The sequence below is a fragment of the Sphingomonas abietis genome, from assembly GCF_027625475.1.
Lineage (GTDB): Bacteria > Pseudomonadota > Alphaproteobacteria > Sphingomonadales > Sphingomonadaceae > Solisphingomonas > Solisphingomonas abietis.
The window spans coordinates 4,236,735-4,252,258 of sequence record NZ_CP115174.1; the positions used below are offsets into that span (position 1 = coordinate 4,236,735).

The following is a 15,524-nucleotide window of genomic DNA, read 5'->3' on the forward strand; positions in this document are numbered from 1 at the left end:
GCGGCGTAGCGGGTCGTTCAGGGCGTGTCGGGATCGTCGCCCATGATGATCTCGACCAGCCGCTTGCCCTTCGCGGCCGACTCGATCGGATCGCAGCCCATCCGGCATCCGAGCCGTTGCTCGAAGGCGGCGGCGGAATCGGAGCGCCGGTCCGATGGCGCGACGCGCGCCGGTCGCTCGTCGCGCAGAGGGAGCCGGGGCGACGGATGCACAGCCATGCCGCATACGAGGATTTCATCCGGGTGCCCCGCGCAATCCGCCGGGCGGCCGACATGGACCCGCACGCTCCTGTCGTAGGTGGCCATCGCGGTTTCGGCGCTTACGGGTGCGGGCGTCGCCAGCAGCATGCCCAGCAAGGCGGTCACCGCCGCCACCGGCGTTACTGCGCCACCGCTTCGGCGCGATGCGCATCGAGCTGCCGCAAGAGGACCATGCGCTGATCGGCGATGCAGGCGCGCATGTCGGCGATCAGCCCCTCTTTCCGCGCGCGCCGCGTCGCCGAAGCGATCCCCTTTTCGTCGCTCGCATCGGTCTCGGCCTGATATTGGTCGGCGCAGGACAAAAATGCCTGGCATCCCACCCGGTCGATGGCGGGATCGCCGCTCGAGCTTTTGGTCGTGCAGCGACGGTGCGTGCCGCGAATCTCGAATGTCCCCACCCACTGATCGAGCCTCCGGCCCATCACCACGATGGCGTCGTCGGCCGGCGGGGGGCTCGCCATCGTTGGGGAGATCAGCAGCAGCAACCAGGAAGCGACCGCCATCGGACCCTCGCACGCAAGACCGGGAGCATGTTGACCGATGCGCGGGGAAAACACCAGACCTCGCCGGTTCCCGGCGATTCTCGCCGCCCCCGGCCCCGCTTCGCCTTGCCTCCCCGCGCGCGCCACGGCAAAGTTGACGGCATCATCCTCCGGGGAGCCCCATGACCAACAGCACGATCGTCATCATCGCCATCGGCGTCATCCTCTTCGCGATCCTGCTGCTGGTGCTGGCCCGCACCGGCCGGCGCGGCCCCGAGGGTCCGGCCGATGCCGACGGCATCGCGATGGTGCGCCCCGCGACCGAACTCTCGCCCGCCGCCGATCCGCTCCCCGAACCGACCGCCGCACCGGGCATCCCGGTGTCGGAAGTGGCCGCGCCGCCGATCCCGGCTGTCCCCGCCGCCGATGGCCCGGCCGATCCGCTCACCCGCATGAAGGGCCTCGGCCCCAAGGCGGAGGCGGTGCTCAACGGCCTCGGTGTGATCCGCTACGAGCAGATCGCCGCATGGACCGATGCCGACGTCCTGCGCATCGATGATCAGATGGGCGCCTTCAAGGGCCGTATCGTGCGCGATCGCTGGGTGGAGCAGGCACGCTACCTCGCGGCCGACGACGTGCCGGGCTTCGAGGCGCTGTTCGGCAAGCTGGGCTGAGCAAAGGCCCTTCCCCGCCGCAACGCGGCGGGGATACCCCACCCCGCGACGACGCGGGAAAGCCGCTCAGCCCCTGGCGCTGGCCAGCAGCTTGTCGACGCGGCGGCCGTCCATGTCGACGATCTCGAAGCGCCAGGCCTCGTAGCTGAAATGCTCGCCGGTTTCGGGAATGTGGCGGAGTACGGAGAGGGCGAAGCCGGCCGCCGTCGCGTAATCGCGATCCTCGGGCAGCTCGATGCACAGCTTCTCCGCCATCGCATCGGCGGACAGCGTGCCGGAGACGAGGAAGCTGCCATCCTCGCGCTCGACCAGCGCCGGATCATGCCCCTCCTCTTGGTCGGAGGCGAAGGCGCCGGCGATCGCGGCGAGCAGTCCGCCGGGGGTCACCAGCCCGTCGAGATGGCCATATTCGTCATGGACCAGCGCCAGCGGCACCTCGGCGTCGCGCAGCACCGCCAGCGCGTCCATCGCGTCCATCCGGTCGGGCACCGAGGCGACCGGGCGCGTCATCGCGCGCAGGTCGATCGCCTTGCCCTCCAGCAATGCCACCAGCAGGTCGCGCAGGCGGACGACGCCGATGATCCGGTCCACCGACCCCTCGGCGACCGGCAGGCGGCTATGCTGGGTTTCGGCGACGATCTCGCGGATCTCCTCGAGCGCGGCATCGGCATCGATCCAGTCGATCTCGGTGCGCGGGCTCATGATCTCGCGCACCGGGCGATCGGCGAGCCGCACCACGCCCGAGATGATCGCGCGCTCATTCTCCTCGATCACGCCCGCCGAGGAGGCCTCGGCGACGACGAGGTGCAGCTCCTCCGCCGTGACATGATCCTCGCGCTCGCGCTTGAGGCCGAGCAGGCGGAAGATGGTGAGGCTGGTATTGTCGAGCAGCCAGACCACCGGCGCGGTCGCCTTCGCCAGCCACGCCATCGGGCGGGCCGCGATCACCGCGATCGGCTCCGGAGTGCGCAGCGCGAACTGCTTGGGAACCAGTTCGCCGACGATCAGCGAAACATAGGTGGTGACGATGATGACCAGCGTGAAGCCGAGATGACCGGCATTCTCATGGCTGACCCCCAGCCATTCGAGCCGTTCGGACACCGGCCCGCCCAGCGCTTCGCCCGAATAGGCGCCCGACAGGATCGCGATCAGGGTGATGCCGATCTGCACGGTGGAGAGGAACTTGCCCGGATCCTCGCGCAGCCTGATCGCGACGCGCGCTCCCTGCCGCCCGGTGCGGGCAAGCGCCTCCAGCCGCGCGGCGCGCGACGAGACGATCGCCAGCTCGCTCATCGCGAACAGGCCGTTGAGCACGACGAGCGCGAGGATGATGACGACGTCGATCCAGGGGAAGGGGGCAATGGGCGGCATGACGCCCCGCCTCAATGCCGAAATTCACGCCGCTCGACAATGGAGTCTCTGCGAAGCCTCCGGGGTTTCGTTTCGTGGTGCCGGCGGACGATCAGCGCCGGGCCGCAAAGAACGCCTTGAGCATCGCCGCCGCCTCGCTTTCGCCGAGCCCGGCATAGATTTCGGGGCGGTGATGACAGGTCGGCTGGGTGAAGAAGCACGGGCCATGCGCGACGGCGCCGCCCTTGGCGTCGGCCGCGCCATAATAGATGCGGTCGATCCGGACATGGGCAATGGCGCCCGCACACATCGCGCAGGGCTCCAGCGTCACCCACAGGTCGCAGCCGTCGAGCCGGCCGGTGCCCAGCGTGGCGAGCGCGGCCCGAATCGCCTCCATTTCGGCATGGGCGGTAGGATCGCCGATCGCCCGCATCCGGTTGGACGCGACGGCGACGATCTCGGCCCCGCGCGTCACCACCGCGCCGACCGGCACCTCGCCGCGCCCGGCGGCATCGGCCGCAGCGGCGAGCGCGAGGCGCATCGGTTCGGGTAGGGGAAAGCTCATCGGCCGGCCTTAGCGCAAAGCGGCCGACACCGTCAGGCCCCGGTCGACGCCGGCACCGGGACTAAAGCCAGGATCAGCGCCGGTTGCCGCGCAGGCCGGACATGACATCCGGCTTCAGCACCGCGATCAGCGAGAACACCATGCCGGGGACATAGCCGAGGCAGGTCAGCACCAGCGACACCAGGAACACCATCCCGATCCCGTCCACGATCAGCACCCCGATCGGCGGCAGCAGCACCGCCAGGATGATGGCGAGGAGGCTGGGCCGGTAATCCGGCGCGATCATGGCTTCTTCACGTCCACGGTCGGCGTCTGCACGACGTGATTCTCGACGCCGACGCTGACATTGGCGGTCTGCACGTTGAACGCCGGGGCCGAACCGCCCTTCACCGAAATGGTCGGCAAGGACGCCGTCCTGGTCTGCGAGACGTTGACGAACCCCAGCGCGATCGCCGCGATCGCGACCAGCACCACGATGATCAACAGCACCAATATCGCCCGCATCGCCTGACTCCCTCAAAATCTCTTCAGGGCGGTCAAACGATTCGGCGCCGTACCGGTTGCATCCGATCGACCGGATGCCGCCGATCGGACTCAGGGCAGGACTTGGCGGTAGCCGGTCACGGTCACGTCGGCGAACAGGCCGGCCTCGGCATAGGGATCGGCGGCCGCGAACGCCCGGGCCGATTCGAGGTCGGCGAAGTCGGCGATGACGATCGATCCCCGCGGGACGCCCGATTCGTCGAGCATCGGGCCGGCCATCGCCATCGCCTCGCCGATTCGCTGGAGATGCTCGAGATGGCGCGGCCGGGTATCGGCGCGCAACGTCCCGGCATCGGGGCGATCGTGGCAAATGATGGCGAAAAGCGGCATGTCGGGGGCTCCTGAACAACGGGCGCGGGTTGACCACCCGGCGCATCTCCACTAGGGACGCCCACTTTCCGAGCAACAGATTCTTTCAGGAACAAGATCATGTCGCGCATCTGCGAGCTGACCGGCAAGGGCCGTCTAGTGGGTAACAATGTGTCCCACGCCAACAACAAGACCAAGCGCACCTTCCTGCCCAACCTGCAGAATGTGACGCTGATCTCCGACGCGCTGGGCACGTCCGTGAAGCTGCGGGTCTCGACCCACGGCCTGCGTTCGGTCGAGCATAATGGCGGCCTCGACAACTGGCTGGTGAAGGCGTCCGACACGGACCTCAGCCTGCGCGCGCGTCGCCTGAAGCGCGACATCGTCAAGAAGAAGGCGGCCGTCGCCGCCTGATCCGTCCGGCGGCCACGGCCGCCGAGACTGCGAAAAACGCCTGCCGGATGCGATCCGGCGGGCTTTTTCGCGTTGCTGGAATTTTAGACCTTAGAATCCCTTGGGCAGCGCGAACGCCATCAGCAGGGTGCGCTCGAGGAAGAAGTAATTGTCGTCCGATGCGATCCACAGCACCGGGCCGTTGGGGCCGGGCACGATCGCCAGCGCCTCCATATTGTCGACGGTGAGCGGGGGCGCGATCGTCGCCAGCAGCTTGCCCTCGATCGGGGCGCCGCCCGGCACGATCGCCTTCGGGTCGATCACCGTCACCGCCGCCGCGAACCCCGCCGTCACCCCGAATCGGCGATGGAGGACGATCACGCGCCCGTCCGGCAGCTCGGCGGCATCGGTCGGCGCGAAATTCGGCGGCCCCTTGTAGCAGAAGCCCTGCGCATCGGGATGCTCGACCGGATCGCCCGCAAAGAGCAGCGCGACATGGCTGCCATCCTTGCACGTCTTGGTTTCGGCGAAGACCAGGAAGCGGCCGTCGTGGAGACGCACCATCGCCTCGGCGCCGAGATTGCCGGGCCAGTCCGCCATCAGTTTCGGTGCGACATGGCCGTCCGCCGTCGCGAAGCCGCGCGTATAGCGCCAGATCTGGTTGGTCGTCTCGAACCCCGCCCAGACATGGCCGGAGACAGGATCGTAGGTGGACGATTCGCTGTCCCGATCGACCTTGCGGGATTTGTCGCCGGGGCCGTCGGGCAATTCGCTCATCCGATAATCGCTGACCGGGCCGCTGCCGTCGAAGCGGAAGCGCGTCACCACGCCGCCATCGCTCAGCATCGTGAAATGCCCGTCCTCGATCGTCATCGAGGAGATACCGCCGAAGCGCCGGTCGCTGCCCTTCAGCACCCAGCCGCCGAGATAGCGAAGCTGGCCGACATGGGTCCGCCCCGGATCACCGGGGCTGAGCGGCACCGGCGTGGCGACCACGCCCTGCGGGGCGGAGCGGACGACGAATGGCAGCGGCGCCACGGCAACCAGCGCGGCGAGGAAAGCGAGACGAGACATGCGGCCTTCCTAGCGGGCTTTGCCGGCCGGGACAGCCCGCGATCCTGAACCGCCGCTAACAGCGGCATTCAGCCCCTCGTCACGCGGTGCGCGGCATAAGGCATTGTCACATGCGGAGGCCCTGCGCCTCCAGGGTCCGAGGAGAATGGTCATGAAGCGCCGTGCGCTCTCGCTGGGGATATGGAGTGGCATCGCCGCGCTGGCGATGGCCGCCGCGCCCGGTGCCGCGCATGCCCAGTGGCGCGGCGGCGGCCATGGCTATGCCGATCATGGTGGCGGCGACGGCCGCGGCTGGCATGACGGCGGAGGCGATCGTGACGGCTATGATCGCGGCGGTTACGATCGTGGAGGTTATGATCGCGATGCGGACGAGCGAGGCTATTATGGCGGTCGCCATCGCTGCCACGGCGGCACCGGCGGCGCGATCATCGGCGCCGTCGCCGGCGGCCTGCTGGGCAATGCCGTCGCCGGTTATGGCGATCGCGCCGCCGGCACCATGATCGGCGGCGGGCTCGGCGCGCTCGCCGGCAACGCCGTCGGCCGGGATTGCTGAGAGCAGCCGCAGCATGATCTTCGGCGCCGTCTAGCTGGGGTTCATCTTGCGGGGCCTAGAGGTCGCCGGGCCCCAGTGGCGTATCGGGTAACCTCGCGTAGCGTATCGAGGATGGAGGCCGGGATCATCGCGATCCCGGCCTCAACCGTTTCAGGCTTCCTCGAACAGATCGGCCAGCTGGCCGACCATCGTGCCACCGAGCTGCTCGGCATCCATGATGGTGACGGCGCGCTGATAATAGCGGGTCACGTCGTGACCGATGCCGATCGCCACCAGCTGCACCGGCGAGCGCGATTCGATCCAGTTGATCACCTGGCGCAGATGCTTCTCCAGATAGGAGCCCGAGTTCACGCTGAGCGTCGAATCGTCGACCGGCGCACCGTCCGAGATCACCATCAGGATGCGCCGCTCCTCGGGCCGCGCGATCAGGCGGCTATGCGCCCACAGCAGCGCCTCGCCGTCGATATTCTCCTTGAGCAGCCCCTCGCGCATCATCAGCCCGAGATTCTTGCGCGCGCGCCGCCAGGGGTCGTCGGCCTGCTTGTAGACGATGTGGCGCAGGTCGTTGAGCCGGCCCGGCATCGGCGGCCGGCCTGCCGCCAGCCAGGATTCGCGGCTCTGCCCGCCCTTCCAGGCGCGGGTGGTGAAGCCGAGGATCTCGGTCTTGACCCCGCAGCGCTCGAGCGTGCGCGCCATGATGTCGGCGCTGATCGCCGCGATCGAGATCGGGCGGCCGCGCATCGACCCCGAATTGTCGATCAGCAGCGTCACCACCGTATCGCGGAACTCGATGTCGCGTTCGATCTTGTAGCTGAGCGACAGCGTCGGGTTGACGATCACGCGGGCGAGGCGCGCCGCATCGAGCATCCCCTCGTCCTGATCGAACGCCCAGGATCGCGATTGCTGCGCCATCAGCCGCCGTTGCAGCCGATTGGCGAGCTTGGTGACGGCACCTTGCAAATGGGTGAGCTGCTGGTCGAGATAGGCGCGCAGCCGGGTCAGCTCCTCCTCGTCGCAGAGGTCGGCGGCATCCACCACCTCGTCGAATTTTGTGGTGTAGGGCTGATAGTCGAAATGCGGCGAGAGATCGGACAAGGGCCGGTTGGGCCGGGCTGGCGCGGCGCCCTCCTCGGCATCGTCGCCGAGACCCCCCTCTTCCTCGGCCATCGAGTCGCGATCGGCCTCGCCTTCGTCCTGCTCGTCCGATTCGCCCTGGTCGGCCTCGGCGCGGACCTCCATCTTGTCCTGCGCGCCGCCGCCGTCGCCGTCGCGCTCGTCGTCGGTCTCGCCCTCGTTCTCGTCCTGCCCCTCGTCCTCGTCCTCGCCCTCCTCGGGCTCATATTCGGGCGGCAGGTCGGCCGCCATCAGCTGGAGATCCTGCAACAGCTTGGTGGCGAGTTTGGCAAAGGCGGCCTGATCGTCGAGCGCGAGGCCGAGCCCGTCGAGATCGGCGCCGGCCTTCTCTTCCACCCATGCGCGGACCATCTCCAGCCCGGCCCTGGCGCGGGCCGGCGCCGGCTGGCCGGTCAGCCGCTCGCGCACCATCAGCCCGATTGCGGTGGATAGCGGCACCTCGTCGCGCGTCCGCGCACGGGCGATCGGATCGGCCCGCATCCGGGCTTCGAGTGCGGTGGCGAGGTTGGCGGCGATCCCGTCCATCCCCTTCGATCCGAGCGCCTCGACCCGCGCCTGCTCGATCGCATCGAACACCGCGCGCGCCACCGGCTCGACCGGCGCGCTGCGGTTGTGGAGCACGGCGTTATGCAGCCGCAGCCGCAGCGCGAAGGCATCGGCCGCGCCCCGCGCCTCGGCGACCTGCTCGGCCGGCAGCGTGCGGCCGGGCATCGGCACCTTGACCGTCTTGCCGCTCTGCACGGCAGTATCGGCCGAATAGCCTAGCTCCACCTCGGGCTCGTGCGCGATCGCGCGGGTGGCGCCGGCGAGCGCGAGGCGGAAGGCTTCGAGGGGATTGTTCTCGGCCATGGCTAAATCCTTCCCTGCAAGGGGAGGATGATCGTCATCCCTTCTTCACCGCGCTCTCGGGCAGATCCTTGCCGAATACCCGCTGATAATATTCGGCGACCAGCGAGCGCTCGGCCTCGTCGCACTTGTTGAGGAAGGACATCCGGAAGGCGGTGCCGACGTCGCCGAAGATCAGCGCATTCTGCGCCCACGAGATCACCGTGCGCGGGCTCATGACGGTCGAGATGTCGCCGGCCATGAAGCCCTGGCGGGTGAGATCGGCGACCTTCACCATGCGGTCGACGGTCTGCTTGCCGCCCTCCTTGTCATATTCGCCGGACTTGGCGAGCACGATCTTGGCCTCGATCGCGGCGGGCAGATAGTTCAACGTCACCACGATATTCCAGCGGTCCATCTGGCCCTGATTGATCTGCTGGGTGCCATGATAGAGCCCGGTGGTGTCGCCGAGGCCGACCGTGTTGGCAGTGGCGAACAGGCGGAACCACGGATTGGCGCGAATCACCCGGTTCTGGTCGAGCAGGGTGAGCTTGCCCTCCGCTTCCAGCACGCGCTGGATCACGAACATCACGTCCGGGCGGCCGGCATCATATTCGTCGAACACCAGCGCGGTCGGGGTCTGGAGCGCCCAGGGCAGCAGACCTTCGCGGAATTCCGTCACCTGCTGGCCATCGCGCAGCACGATCGCATCGCGGCCGATCAGATCGATACGGCTGACATGGGCGTCGAGATTGATGCGGATGCACGGCCAGTTGAGCCGCGCCGCCACCTGCTCGATGTGGCTCGACTTGCCGGTGCCGTGGAAGCCCTGCACCATCACGCGGCGGTTATGGGCGAAGCCCGCCAGCACCGCGACCGTCGTCTCATGATCGAAGACATAGGCGGGATCGAGATCCGGCACGCGCTCGTCGGCCTCCGAGAAGGCCGGCACCTGCATGTCGACGTCAAGCCCGAACAGGGTACGGACATCCACCATCTTGTCGGGGGCCGCGAGCAGCGTGTCGTTGCGCGCATCGGGCTGGATGTTGGGGATGTCGGTCATACTCGTCTCTCTTGCATGCTATCAGGCGAAGGCCGGGGCGGACTTGAGGTGCGTATAAGCTGCGATCACGTCCTGCAACGCCTTCTCATGCGATCGATCGCCGCCATTGCGATCGGGATGATATTGGCGAACCAGTTCGGCGTAGCGCGCCCTCAACGCACGGCGATCCGCATCGACGCCAAGCCCCATCACCTTCAGCGACGCGCGGTCCTCGCGGCCAAGCGGGCGGCCGTCGGTGCGGGCCGCCTGTTCGGCGCGGGCCTCCTCCATCCGCTTGCGGAAGCGGGCGCCGATCGCATCGAGCGGATCGGTGAAATCGGCCCATTTCGGCGGCCGGTCGGCGCCGACCTGGCTGAACGCGCGGGTTTCGCGCTCCCAGCCGGCATAAGGGCGCTGCTGGGCGGCGATCTCGTCGGCATCCATGCCCTGGAAGAAATTATAGCGGGTGTTGAACTCGCGGATATGATCGAGGCAGAACCAGCGCCAGGTCGGCGGCTCGTCGCCGCGCCGGCCCTGTCCGCCGGGCGCGCGGAACTCGCCGGGCTGGTCGCAGCCCGGATGCTCGCAGATTCGCCCTGTTTCGACGCGGCCGTGAAATCGCGGTCCCGCGCGCCTGTCTCCGTCCGCCAAGATACTCCCCGTCGCTGCGCAAAGCGTCCTATATAGGGTCCATGACCAGCACCACCACCGGCCCTGTCGCCGCCGAGATCACGCGACGCCTCGCAACCGCCCTGTCCCCGACACGACTCGTCGTCACCGACGACAGCGAGACGCATCGCGGCCATTCCGGCCATGACGCGCGCGGCGAAAGCCATTTCACGGTGGACGTCACCTCGGCCGCGTTCGACGGACTGAACCGGGTGGCGCGCCAGCGGTTGATCAACCAGGCGCTCGCCGATCTGCTGGCCGAGCGCGTCCATGCCCTCGCGATCAAGGCGCGGGCGCCCTGCGAGGAGTAAGATCATGGCCTACGAACTCTGGTACTGGCCCGGCATTCCGGGGCGTGGCGAGTTCGTGAGACTATCGCTGGAGGCCGGGGGCATCGCCTATGTCGACCAGGCCTTCGAGAATCCCGATGCGCTGATGGACGATATCGGCCAGCGCGTGCCCGAGCCGTTCGCGCCACCCTATCTGGTGGCCGGCGACCTCGTGGTCGCGCAGGTCGCCAACATCCTGCTGTTCCTGGGCGACGAGCATGGCCTGGCGCCCAAGGACCGCGCCGGCCGCCATCTCGCCCACCAGATCCAGCTGACCATCGCCGACATGGTGGCGGAGGCGCACGACACCCACCATCCGGTCGAGATGATGGCCTATTATGAGGACCAGAAGCCGGAGGCGCGGCGCCGCGCCGCCGATTTCCGCGACGGGCGGATGCCCAAGTTCCTCGGCTGGTTCGAGCGGACGCTCGATCGTGCCGGGGGAAAATGGCTGACCGGCGATCGCTGGTGCTATGCCGACCTCTCGCTGTTCCAGCTGGTCGACGGGCTGACCTACGCCTTCCCCAAGCGGATGACGACGGTGATGCGCGATTGCCCGCGGCTGGCGGCGCTGCACGAGCGGGTCTCGCGGCTCCCCGAATTGCGGGATTATCTGTCCTCCGATCGGCGCCAGCCCTATGGCGAGGGCATCTTCCGCCACTATCCCGAGCTCGATGCCGCCTGATTCCTTGCCGCGGGCGGCCACCATTCCTTGCCGCGAGCGGCGGGCAACGCTATCTGCCGCGGCGCCATGCCAGCGCCCGTGATCCTCGCCGTGCCCAAGGGGCGCATCCTCGAAGAGGTGCAGCCGCTGCTCGAACGCGCCGGCATCCGCCCCGAACCGGCCTTCTTCGACGAAGGATCGCGCGCCCTCCAGTTCAAGACCGATCGCCCGGATATCGAGCTGATCCGGGTCCGCGCCTTCGACGTCGCCACCTTCGTGGCGCATGGCGCGGCGCAGCTCGGCATCGTCGGATCGGACGTGCTGATGGAGTTCGACTATTCGGAGCTCTACGCGCCGGTCGATCTCGGCATCGGCCACTGCCGCATCTCGGTGGCGGAGCCCGTCGGCATGGCCGCCGGCGACGATCCGCGCGAGTGGAGCCATGTCCGCGTCGCGACCAAATATCCGCACATCACCCGCCAGCATTTCGAGGCGCGCGGGGTGCAGGCCGAATGCGTCAAGCTCAACGGGGCGATGGAGATCGCCCCGGTGCTGGGCTTGGCCGATCGCATCGTCGATCTGGTGTCCTCGGGCCGCACGCTCAAGGAGAATGGGCTGGTCGAGGTCGAGGTGATCGCCGAGGTCTCCGCCCGCCTGATCGTCAACCGCGCCGCCTTCAAGACCCGCGCCGATACGCTCGGGCCGCTGGTGGCCGCCTTCCGGGCGGCCGCGCAGGAGGCACGCGATGCCGCCTGAACCCTCGGCTTCCACGCCCGCCTCAAACCATCCGTTCGTCCTGAGCGCAGTCGAAGGACGTGCAGCAAACGGTACGCCTGAGGCCAGCACTTCGACTTCGCTCCGTGCGAACGGGGGCAAAGGGCCTTTGCGGCTCGACGCCGGCGCCCCCGATTTCGAGGCCGCCTTCGCCGCGCTGGTCGATGCCCGGCGCGACGTCGACGAGGATGTCTCGTCTGCCGTCACTACGATCCTCGCCGACGTGCGGGCGCGCGGCGACGTCGCGGTGGCCGAGCGCACCGTCCAGTTCGACGGCCATGATCTCGCCGCGACCGGCTGGCGGATTGACCGCGCCACCTGCCGCGCCGCGCTCGACGCGCTCGATCCGGCGCTGCGCGACGCGATCGAACTCGCTGCCGAGCGCATCCGCACCTATCACGCCGCGCAGAAGCCGGCGGACCGCGACAGCACCGACGCTGCGGGCGTCCGCCTCGGCGCACGATGGAGCCCGGTCGAGTCGGCGGGGCTTTACGTGCCCGGCGGGCGGGCGGCCTATCCCTCCTCGGTGCTGATGAACGCGATCCCCGCCAAGGTGGCCGGGGTCGGTCGCCTCGCGATGGTGACACCCACCCCCGGCGGCGTGATCAATCCGCTGGTGCTGGCCGCCGCCGAGATCGCCGGCGTCGACGAGGTGTGGCGGATCGGCGGCGCGCAGGCCGTCGCCGCACTCGCCTACGGCACCGACCGGATCGCCCCGGTCGACGTGATCGTCGGCCCCGGCAATGCCTGGGTGGCCGAGGCCAAGCGCCAGCTCTACGGCCGCGTCGGCATCGACATGGTGGCCGGCCCGTCCGAGATCGTCGTCATTGCGGACGGCGACAATGATCCCGAATGGATCGCCGCCGATCTGCTCAGCCAGGCCGAGCATGATCCCACCAGCCAGTCGATTCTGTTCACCGACGATGCCGGATTCGGCGATGCGGTGGCCGATGCGGTGACCCGCCAGCTGACCACGCTCGCCACCGCGGCGACGGCGGCGACGAGCTGGGCCGATAATGGCGCGATCATCGTCGTGCCCACGCTCGCCGATGCGACCCCGCTGTGCGACCGGCTCGCGCCCGAGCATCTCGAGCTCGCCGTCGCCGATCCCGAGGCGCTGTTCGCCATGGTGCGCCATGCCGGATCGGTGTTCCTCGGCCGGCACACCCCGGAGGCGGTCGGCGATTATGTCGGCGGCCCCAACCATGTCCTTCCCACCGGCCGCCGGGCGCGCTTCGCCTCGGGCCTGTCGGTGCTCGACTTCATGAAGCGCACCAGCTTCCTCGCCTGCGACGCCGCCTCCATCGCCCAGATCGGCCCTGCCGCCGTCGCGCTGGCGACGGCCGAAGGGCTTCCCGCGCATGGCCGCTCGGTCGCGCTGAGACTCGGATCATGACCCAGAAAACCCCCAAGAATCCCGGCCGCTCGCGCGCCCGCTCGACCGCCCGCCTCGCCGCCGTGCAGGCGCTCTACCAGCAGGAGATGGAGGGCACGCCGCTGCCCAAGCTGCTGACCGAGTTCCACGATCACCGCCTCGGCGCGACGATCGACGACGTCGAATATGCCGACGCCGAAGTCAGCTTCTTCGACGATCTGGTGATGGGCGTGGATGCGCGCCGCGACGAGCTCGACGCGCTGATCACCGAGCGACTCTCGACCGGCTGGACGATGGACCGGCTCGACAAGCCGATGCGCCAGATCCTGCGCGCCGGCGCCTATGAGCTGGTCGCCCGCCCGGACGTGCCAGTGGCGACCGCGATCTCCGAATATGTCGACGTCGCCGACGCCTTCTACGACAAGCGCGAGAAGGGCTTCGTCAACGGCCTGCTCGACGCGATCGCCAAGGCGGTTCGCGCCTGAGCTGCCGCCGCCCGGCGGAACCGGCGCGGCCCCCGATCGTAAAGCCCCCGTGCCCGCTTCCCGGGCATGGGAGTGACTTCATGAAAATCGGAACGATGCTCGCCGCGTGCGGGCTGGCGGTAGCCGCGATCGCGCTGCCGACGACGGCGAATGCGCAACATCATGGCGGCGGCCAACCCGGCGGCGGTTTCCATGGCGGCAGTTCCCATGGTGGCGGCTTCCATGGCGGCGGTCATGGTGGGCATCGTGACGCCGGTTGGCACGGCGGCGGGCGCGGTTTCCATGGCGGCTATCACGGCGGCGGGCGCCGTTGCAGCTGGCATCACCATCACCGCCGCTGCTGGTAAGCAGATGAACCGAGTGCGGCGGATCAGCGATAGTTGAAGCTGATGCTGATCCGCTCGCTCTTCGCGCGGCCGGCCGGCACTTCGTGGCGCAGCCAGCTTTCCCACAGGAAGATGGTGCCCTCGGCCGGCTCGGCATAGACGAAGCTGCGCGCATCCTCCGGCGCGTCGTCGCGGCGCAGCGGCGCCGCCATCATCATCGGCAGGCGCGGATCCTCCAGCTTGAGCGCGCCCGACCCCTCCGGCACCCGCACATAGAGCGTGCCGGAGATAATGCTGTGCGGGTGGATATGGCCGCTATGATGGCCGCCCGAGCCCTTCATGACATTGACCCACAGGCTGTCGAGCTTCGGTTTCTTACTCCCAAGATCGAGATACGCCTCGTCGGCGAAGCGACGGACATGCCTGTCGAGCACCCGGCGCAGATCGTCGAAGGCGGGATCGCGCACCGGCAGATCGTTGAGCGACGCATAGGAGGTATAGCCCGGATAGGCATGGGCCTTGCTCCATGCCCGCCCTGCGCGATCGTCCTGCGCCAGCCGCTGCGCGCTCTGCTCCAGCTCGGCGAGCAGGGCCGGGTCATCGAGCGCCCCTTCGTAGAAGCGCGTGGCGAAGAGGGTGCGTGTCGTCATCGGCTTGCCGAAGCATAGCCGCCGTCCCTATTCAAGCGCGCTCATGACCGAAGACGAGTTCATCCAGCGCCTGCGCGGACACGCCACCCACATCGCCGCCCGCGGATTGATGGACGACGCCGCCGTGCTCGGCGATCTCGTGCTCACCCACGACATGATCGTGGAGAGCGTCCACTATCTGCCGAACGATCCGCCCGCCGACGTCGCGTGGAAGCTGCTGGCGGTGAACCTCTCCGATCTCGCCGCCAAGGGCGCGGTGCCCGAAGGCGTGCTGCTCGGCTATCCGCTGGCCAATGCGGGATGGGACGCGGCCTTCGCGGACGGACTGGCCGAGGCGCTCGCGCATTTCGGCGTACCGCTGCTCGGCGGCGATACCGTGTCGGCACCGGCCGGCGCAGCACGGATGATCGGACTGACCGCGATCGGCCGCTCGTCCCACGCGCCCGATCGGCGCGGCGCGCGGGCGGGGGACGATCTCTGGCTGATCGGCGCGATCGGCGAGGCCGGCGCCGGCCTCGCCATTGCCCAAGCTGGCGCGCCAGGCGAGGCCGGAAGCGACGGACTGCTCGCCGCCTATCGCCGGCCCCGCCCCCTGCTGGCGGAGGGCCGGGCGCTGGCCCCGCTCGCCCATGCCATGGCCGACGTCTCGGACGGGCTGCTGATCGACGCGGCGCGGATCGCCACCGCCTCGGGTCTCGCCGTCGCCGTCGATCTCGGCGCGGTGCCGCGCTCGGCCGCCCTGACCGCTTATGCGGGAGACGATCGCGCCGCCCGGATCGCCGCCGCCACCGCCGGCGACGATTATGCCCTGATCCTCGCCGCAGCGCCCGATGACGCCACGAGGATCGCGGCGATCGGCGCGACCCGGATCGGCCGTTTTGCCGACGGGAGCGGCCTCTCGCTCCATGACCGCGACGGGCCGATCCCGCTTCCCCGCCGGCTCGGCTACGAACACCGCCGCGATTGATCGTTCAACCGGCTTGCCAAGGCCGGCTATTCGCGGTCTATTCGGTGCCGGAAGGCCTTTCAGCGCCGGCCGATCCCGGAA

At 68.8% G+C, this 15,524-nt stretch carries 22 protein-coding genes; 10 read left to right on the forward strand and 12 right to left on the reverse strand.

Annotated features, from left to right (window positions below; translation table 11 throughout):
* Nucleotides 1–17 precede the first annotated feature (17 nt).
* Both PBT88_RS20025 and PBT88_RS20030 read right to left on the reverse strand, forming a co-directional pair.
* Nucleotides 18–365 (reverse strand): hypothetical protein, encoded by a 348-nt coding sequence (locus PBT88_RS20025; RefSeq protein ID WP_270077041.1) that lies wholly within the window; start codon nt 363–365, stop codon nt 18–20.
* Nucleotides 366–379: 14 nt separating this feature from the next.
* Complete coding sequence (locus PBT88_RS20030) at nt 380–889, reverse strand: hypothetical protein (RefSeq protein WP_270077042.1); 510 nt, start codon at nt 887–889, stop codon at nt 380–382.
* 35 nt (nt 890–924) lie between these two features.
* Between PBT88_RS20030 and PBT88_RS20035 the strand changes: the two genes are divergently transcribed.
* Nucleotides 925–1,416: a hypothetical protein gene (locus tag PBT88_RS20035; RefSeq protein ID WP_270077043.1), complete on the forward strand. Its 492-nt coding sequence runs from the start codon at nt 925–927 to the stop codon at nt 1,414–1,416.
* A 66-nt stretch (nt 1,417–1,482) separates the two neighbouring features.
* Here PBT88_RS20035 and PBT88_RS20040 read toward each other — a convergent pair whose 3' ends face one another.
* From PBT88_RS20040 to PBT88_RS20060, 5 genes are all read right to left on the reverse strand, one after another.
* Nucleotides 1,483–2,787 (reverse strand): hemolysin family protein, encoded by a 1,305-nt coding sequence (locus tag PBT88_RS20040; protein WP_270077044.1) that lies wholly within the window; start codon nt 2,785–2,787, stop codon nt 1,483–1,485.
* Between the two features lie 91 nt (nt 2,788–2,878).
* The gene (locus PBT88_RS20045) at nt 2,879–3,331 is read right to left on the reverse strand and encodes a nucleoside deaminase (RefSeq protein WP_270077045.1); all 453 of its coding nucleotides are present in this window, start codon (nt 3,329–3,331) and stop codon (nt 2,879–2,881) included.
* A 73-nt stretch (nt 3,332–3,404) separates the two neighbouring features.
* Nucleotides 3,405–3,617 (reverse strand): YqaE/Pmp3 family membrane protein, encoded by a 213-nt coding sequence (locus PBT88_RS20050; protein ID WP_270077046.1) that lies wholly within the window; start codon nt 3,615–3,617, stop codon nt 3,405–3,407.
* On the reverse strand, nt 3,614–3,835 hold the full coding sequence (locus PBT88_RS20055; protein WP_270077047.1) for a hypothetical protein: 222 nt from the start codon (nt 3,833–3,835) through the stop codon (nt 3,614–3,616). Before PBT88_RS20055 ends, PBT88_RS20050 begins: the two co-directional genes overlap by 4 nt.
* Before the next feature lie 90 nt (nt 3,836–3,925).
* Entirely contained in the window at nt 3,926–4,204 is a 279-nt protein-coding gene (locus tag PBT88_RS20060; RefSeq protein WP_270077048.1) for a YciI family protein, read from the reverse strand.
* Between the two features lie 99 nt (nt 4,205–4,303).
* On the opposite strand from PBT88_RS20060, the gene rpmB reads away from it, so the two are divergent.
* On the forward strand, nt 4,304–4,597 hold the full coding sequence (gene rpmB / locus PBT88_RS20065) for a 50S ribosomal protein L28 (RefSeq protein ID WP_270077049.1): 294 nt from the start codon (nt 4,304–4,306) through the stop codon (nt 4,595–4,597).
* A 90-nt stretch (nt 4,598–4,687) separates the two neighbouring features.
* Here the strand turns inward: rpmB and PBT88_RS20070 are convergent, their stop codons facing one another.
* Nucleotides 4,688–5,650 (reverse strand): esterase-like activity of phytase family protein, encoded by a 963-nt coding sequence (locus PBT88_RS20070; RefSeq protein WP_270077050.1) that lies wholly within the window; start codon nt 5,648–5,650, stop codon nt 4,688–4,690.
* 151 nt (nt 5,651–5,801) lie between these two features.
* On the opposite strand from PBT88_RS20070, the gene PBT88_RS20075 reads away from it, so the two are divergent.
* A complete protein-coding gene (locus PBT88_RS20075) occupies nt 5,802–6,203 on the forward strand; it encodes a glycine zipper 2TM domain-containing protein (protein WP_270077051.1) in 402 nt (133 codons plus the stop codon).
* Between the two features lie 150 nt (nt 6,204–6,353).
* On the opposite strand, the gene cobT is transcribed toward PBT88_RS20075, so the two are convergent.
* The 3 genes from cobT to PBT88_RS20090 are packed head-to-tail and all read right to left on the reverse strand — an operon-like array spanning nt 6,354 to nt 9,855.
* Nucleotides 6,354–8,186 (reverse strand): cobaltochelatase subunit CobT, encoded by a 1,833-nt coding sequence (gene cobT / locus PBT88_RS20080; protein WP_270077052.1) that lies wholly within the window; start codon nt 8,184–8,186, stop codon nt 6,354–6,356.
* 34 nt (nt 8,187–8,220) lie between these two features.
* On the reverse strand, nt 8,221–9,225 hold the full coding sequence (gene cobS / locus PBT88_RS20085) for a cobaltochelatase subunit CobS (RefSeq protein WP_270077053.1): 1,005 nt from the start codon (nt 9,223–9,225) through the stop codon (nt 8,221–8,223).
* 21 nt (nt 9,226–9,246) lie between these two features.
* Nucleotides 9,247–9,855, reverse strand: coding sequence for a J domain-containing protein (locus PBT88_RS20090; RefSeq protein WP_270077054.1), 609 nt, complete (start codon nt 9,853–9,855; stop codon nt 9,247–9,249).
* Between the two features lie 41 nt (nt 9,856–9,896).
* Between PBT88_RS20090 and PBT88_RS20095 the strand changes: the two genes are divergently transcribed.
* The 6 genes from PBT88_RS20095 (at nt 9,897) to PBT88_RS20120 (ending at nt 13,884) form a co-directional block, all read left to right on the forward strand.
* Complete coding sequence (locus tag PBT88_RS20095) at nt 9,897–10,184, forward strand: BolA family protein (protein ID WP_270077055.1); 288 nt, start codon at nt 9,897–9,899, stop codon at nt 10,182–10,184.
* 4 nt (nt 10,185–10,188) lie between these two features.
* Entirely contained in the window at nt 10,189–10,887 is a 699-nt protein-coding gene (locus PBT88_RS20100; RefSeq protein WP_270077056.1) for a glutathione S-transferase, read from the forward strand.
* A 66-nt stretch (nt 10,888–10,953) separates the two neighbouring features.
* Complete coding sequence (hisG, locus tag PBT88_RS20105; protein ID WP_270077057.1) at nt 10,954–11,622, forward strand: ATP phosphoribosyltransferase; 669 nt, start codon at nt 10,954–10,956, stop codon at nt 11,620–11,622.
* 127 nt (nt 11,623–11,749) lie between these two features.
* A complete protein-coding gene (gene hisD, locus PBT88_RS20110; RefSeq protein WP_270077058.1) occupies nt 11,750–13,036 on the forward strand; it encodes a histidinol dehydrogenase in 1,287 nt (428 codons plus the stop codon).
* Complete coding sequence (gene nusB, locus PBT88_RS20115) at nt 13,033–13,500, forward strand: transcription antitermination factor NusB (protein WP_270077059.1); 468 nt, start codon at nt 13,033–13,035, stop codon at nt 13,498–13,500. The genes hisD and nusB overlap by 4 nt, the downstream gene beginning before the upstream one ends.
* 150 nt (nt 13,501–13,650) lie before the next feature.
* Nucleotides 13,651–13,884, forward strand: coding sequence for a hypothetical protein (locus tag PBT88_RS20120; protein WP_270077060.1), 234 nt, complete (start codon nt 13,651–13,653; stop codon nt 13,882–13,884).
* On the opposite strand, the gene PBT88_RS20125 is transcribed toward PBT88_RS20120, so the two are convergent.
* A complete protein-coding gene (locus tag PBT88_RS20125; protein WP_270077061.1) occupies nt 13,871–14,476 on the reverse strand; it encodes a TIGR02466 family protein in 606 nt (201 codons plus the stop codon). The two genes, PBT88_RS20120 and PBT88_RS20125, sit on opposite strands and share 14 nt — an antisense overlap.
* A gap of 43 nt (nt 14,477–14,519) precedes the next feature.
* Between PBT88_RS20125 and thiL the strand changes: the two genes are divergently transcribed.
* On the forward strand, nt 14,520–15,443 hold the full coding sequence (gene thiL, locus PBT88_RS20130; RefSeq protein ID WP_270077062.1) for a thiamine-phosphate kinase: 924 nt from the start codon (nt 14,520–14,522) through the stop codon (nt 15,441–15,443).
* The last annotated feature ends 81 nt before the right edge of the window (nt 15,444–15,524 follow it).

What these genes read in the sequence shown, in the direction of transcription:
- PBT88_RS20035 (WP_270077043.1), top strand. Translation starts at nt 925, where the DNA reads ATGACCAACAGCACGATCGTCATCATCGCCATCGGCGTCATCCTCTTC.
- PBT88_RS20040 (WP_270077044.1), bottom strand. Translation starts at nt 2,787, where the DNA reads ATGCCGCCCATTGCCCCCTTCCCCTGGATCGACGTCGTCATCATCCTC.
- PBT88_RS20045 (WP_270077045.1), bottom strand. Translation starts at nt 3,331, where the DNA reads ATGAGCTTTCCCCTACCCGAACCGATGCGCCTCGCGCTCGCCGCTGCG.
- PBT88_RS20050 (WP_270077046.1), bottom strand. Translation starts at nt 3,617, where the DNA reads ATGATCGCGCCGGATTACCGGCCCAGCCTCCTCGCCATCATCCTGGCG.
- PBT88_RS20055 (WP_270077047.1), bottom strand. Translation starts at nt 3,835, where the DNA reads ATGCGGGCGATATTGGTGCTGTTGATCATCGTGGTGCTGGTCGCGATC.
- PBT88_RS20060 (WP_270077048.1), bottom strand. Translation starts at nt 4,204, where the DNA reads ATGCCGCTTTTCGCCATCATTTGCCACGATCGCCCCGATGCCGGGACG.
- rpmB (WP_270077049.1), top strand. Translation starts at nt 4,304, where the DNA reads ATGTCGCGCATCTGCGAGCTGACCGGCAAGGGCCGTCTAGTGGGTAAC.
- PBT88_RS20070 (WP_270077050.1), bottom strand. Translation starts at nt 5,650, where the DNA reads ATGTCTCGTCTCGCTTTCCTCGCCGCGCTGGTTGCCGTGGCGCCGCTG.
- PBT88_RS20075 (WP_270077051.1), top strand. Translation starts at nt 5,802, where the DNA reads ATGAAGCGCCGTGCGCTCTCGCTGGGGATATGGAGTGGCATCGCCGCG.
- cobT (WP_270077052.1), bottom strand. Translation starts at nt 8,186, where the DNA reads ATGGCCGAGAACAATCCCCTCGAAGCCTTCCGCCTCGCGCTCGCCGGC.
- cobS (WP_270077053.1), bottom strand. Translation starts at nt 9,225, where the DNA reads ATGACCGACATCCCCAACATCCAGCCCGATGCGCGCAACGACACGCTG.
- PBT88_RS20095 (WP_270077055.1), top strand. Translation starts at nt 9,897, where the DNA reads ATGACCAGCACCACCACCGGCCCTGTCGCCGCCGAGATCACGCGACGC.
- PBT88_RS20100 (WP_270077056.1), top strand. Translation starts at nt 10,189, where the DNA reads ATGGCCTACGAACTCTGGTACTGGCCCGGCATTCCGGGGCGTGGCGAG.
- hisG (WP_270077057.1), top strand. Translation starts at nt 10,954, where the DNA reads ATGCCAGCGCCCGTGATCCTCGCCGTGCCCAAGGGGCGCATCCTCGAA.
- nusB (WP_270077059.1), top strand. Translation starts at nt 13,033, where the DNA reads ATGACCCAGAAAACCCCCAAGAATCCCGGCCGCTCGCGCGCCCGCTCG.
- PBT88_RS20120 (WP_270077060.1), top strand. Translation starts at nt 13,651, where the DNA reads ATGCGCAACATCATGGCGGCGGCCAACCCGGCGGCGGTTTCCATGGCG.
- PBT88_RS20125 (WP_270077061.1), bottom strand. Translation starts at nt 14,476, where the DNA reads ATGACGACACGCACCCTCTTCGCCACGCGCTTCTACGAAGGGGCGCTC.
- thiL (WP_270077062.1), top strand. Translation starts at nt 14,520, where the DNA reads ATGACCGAAGACGAGTTCATCCAGCGCCTGCGCGGACACGCCACCCAC.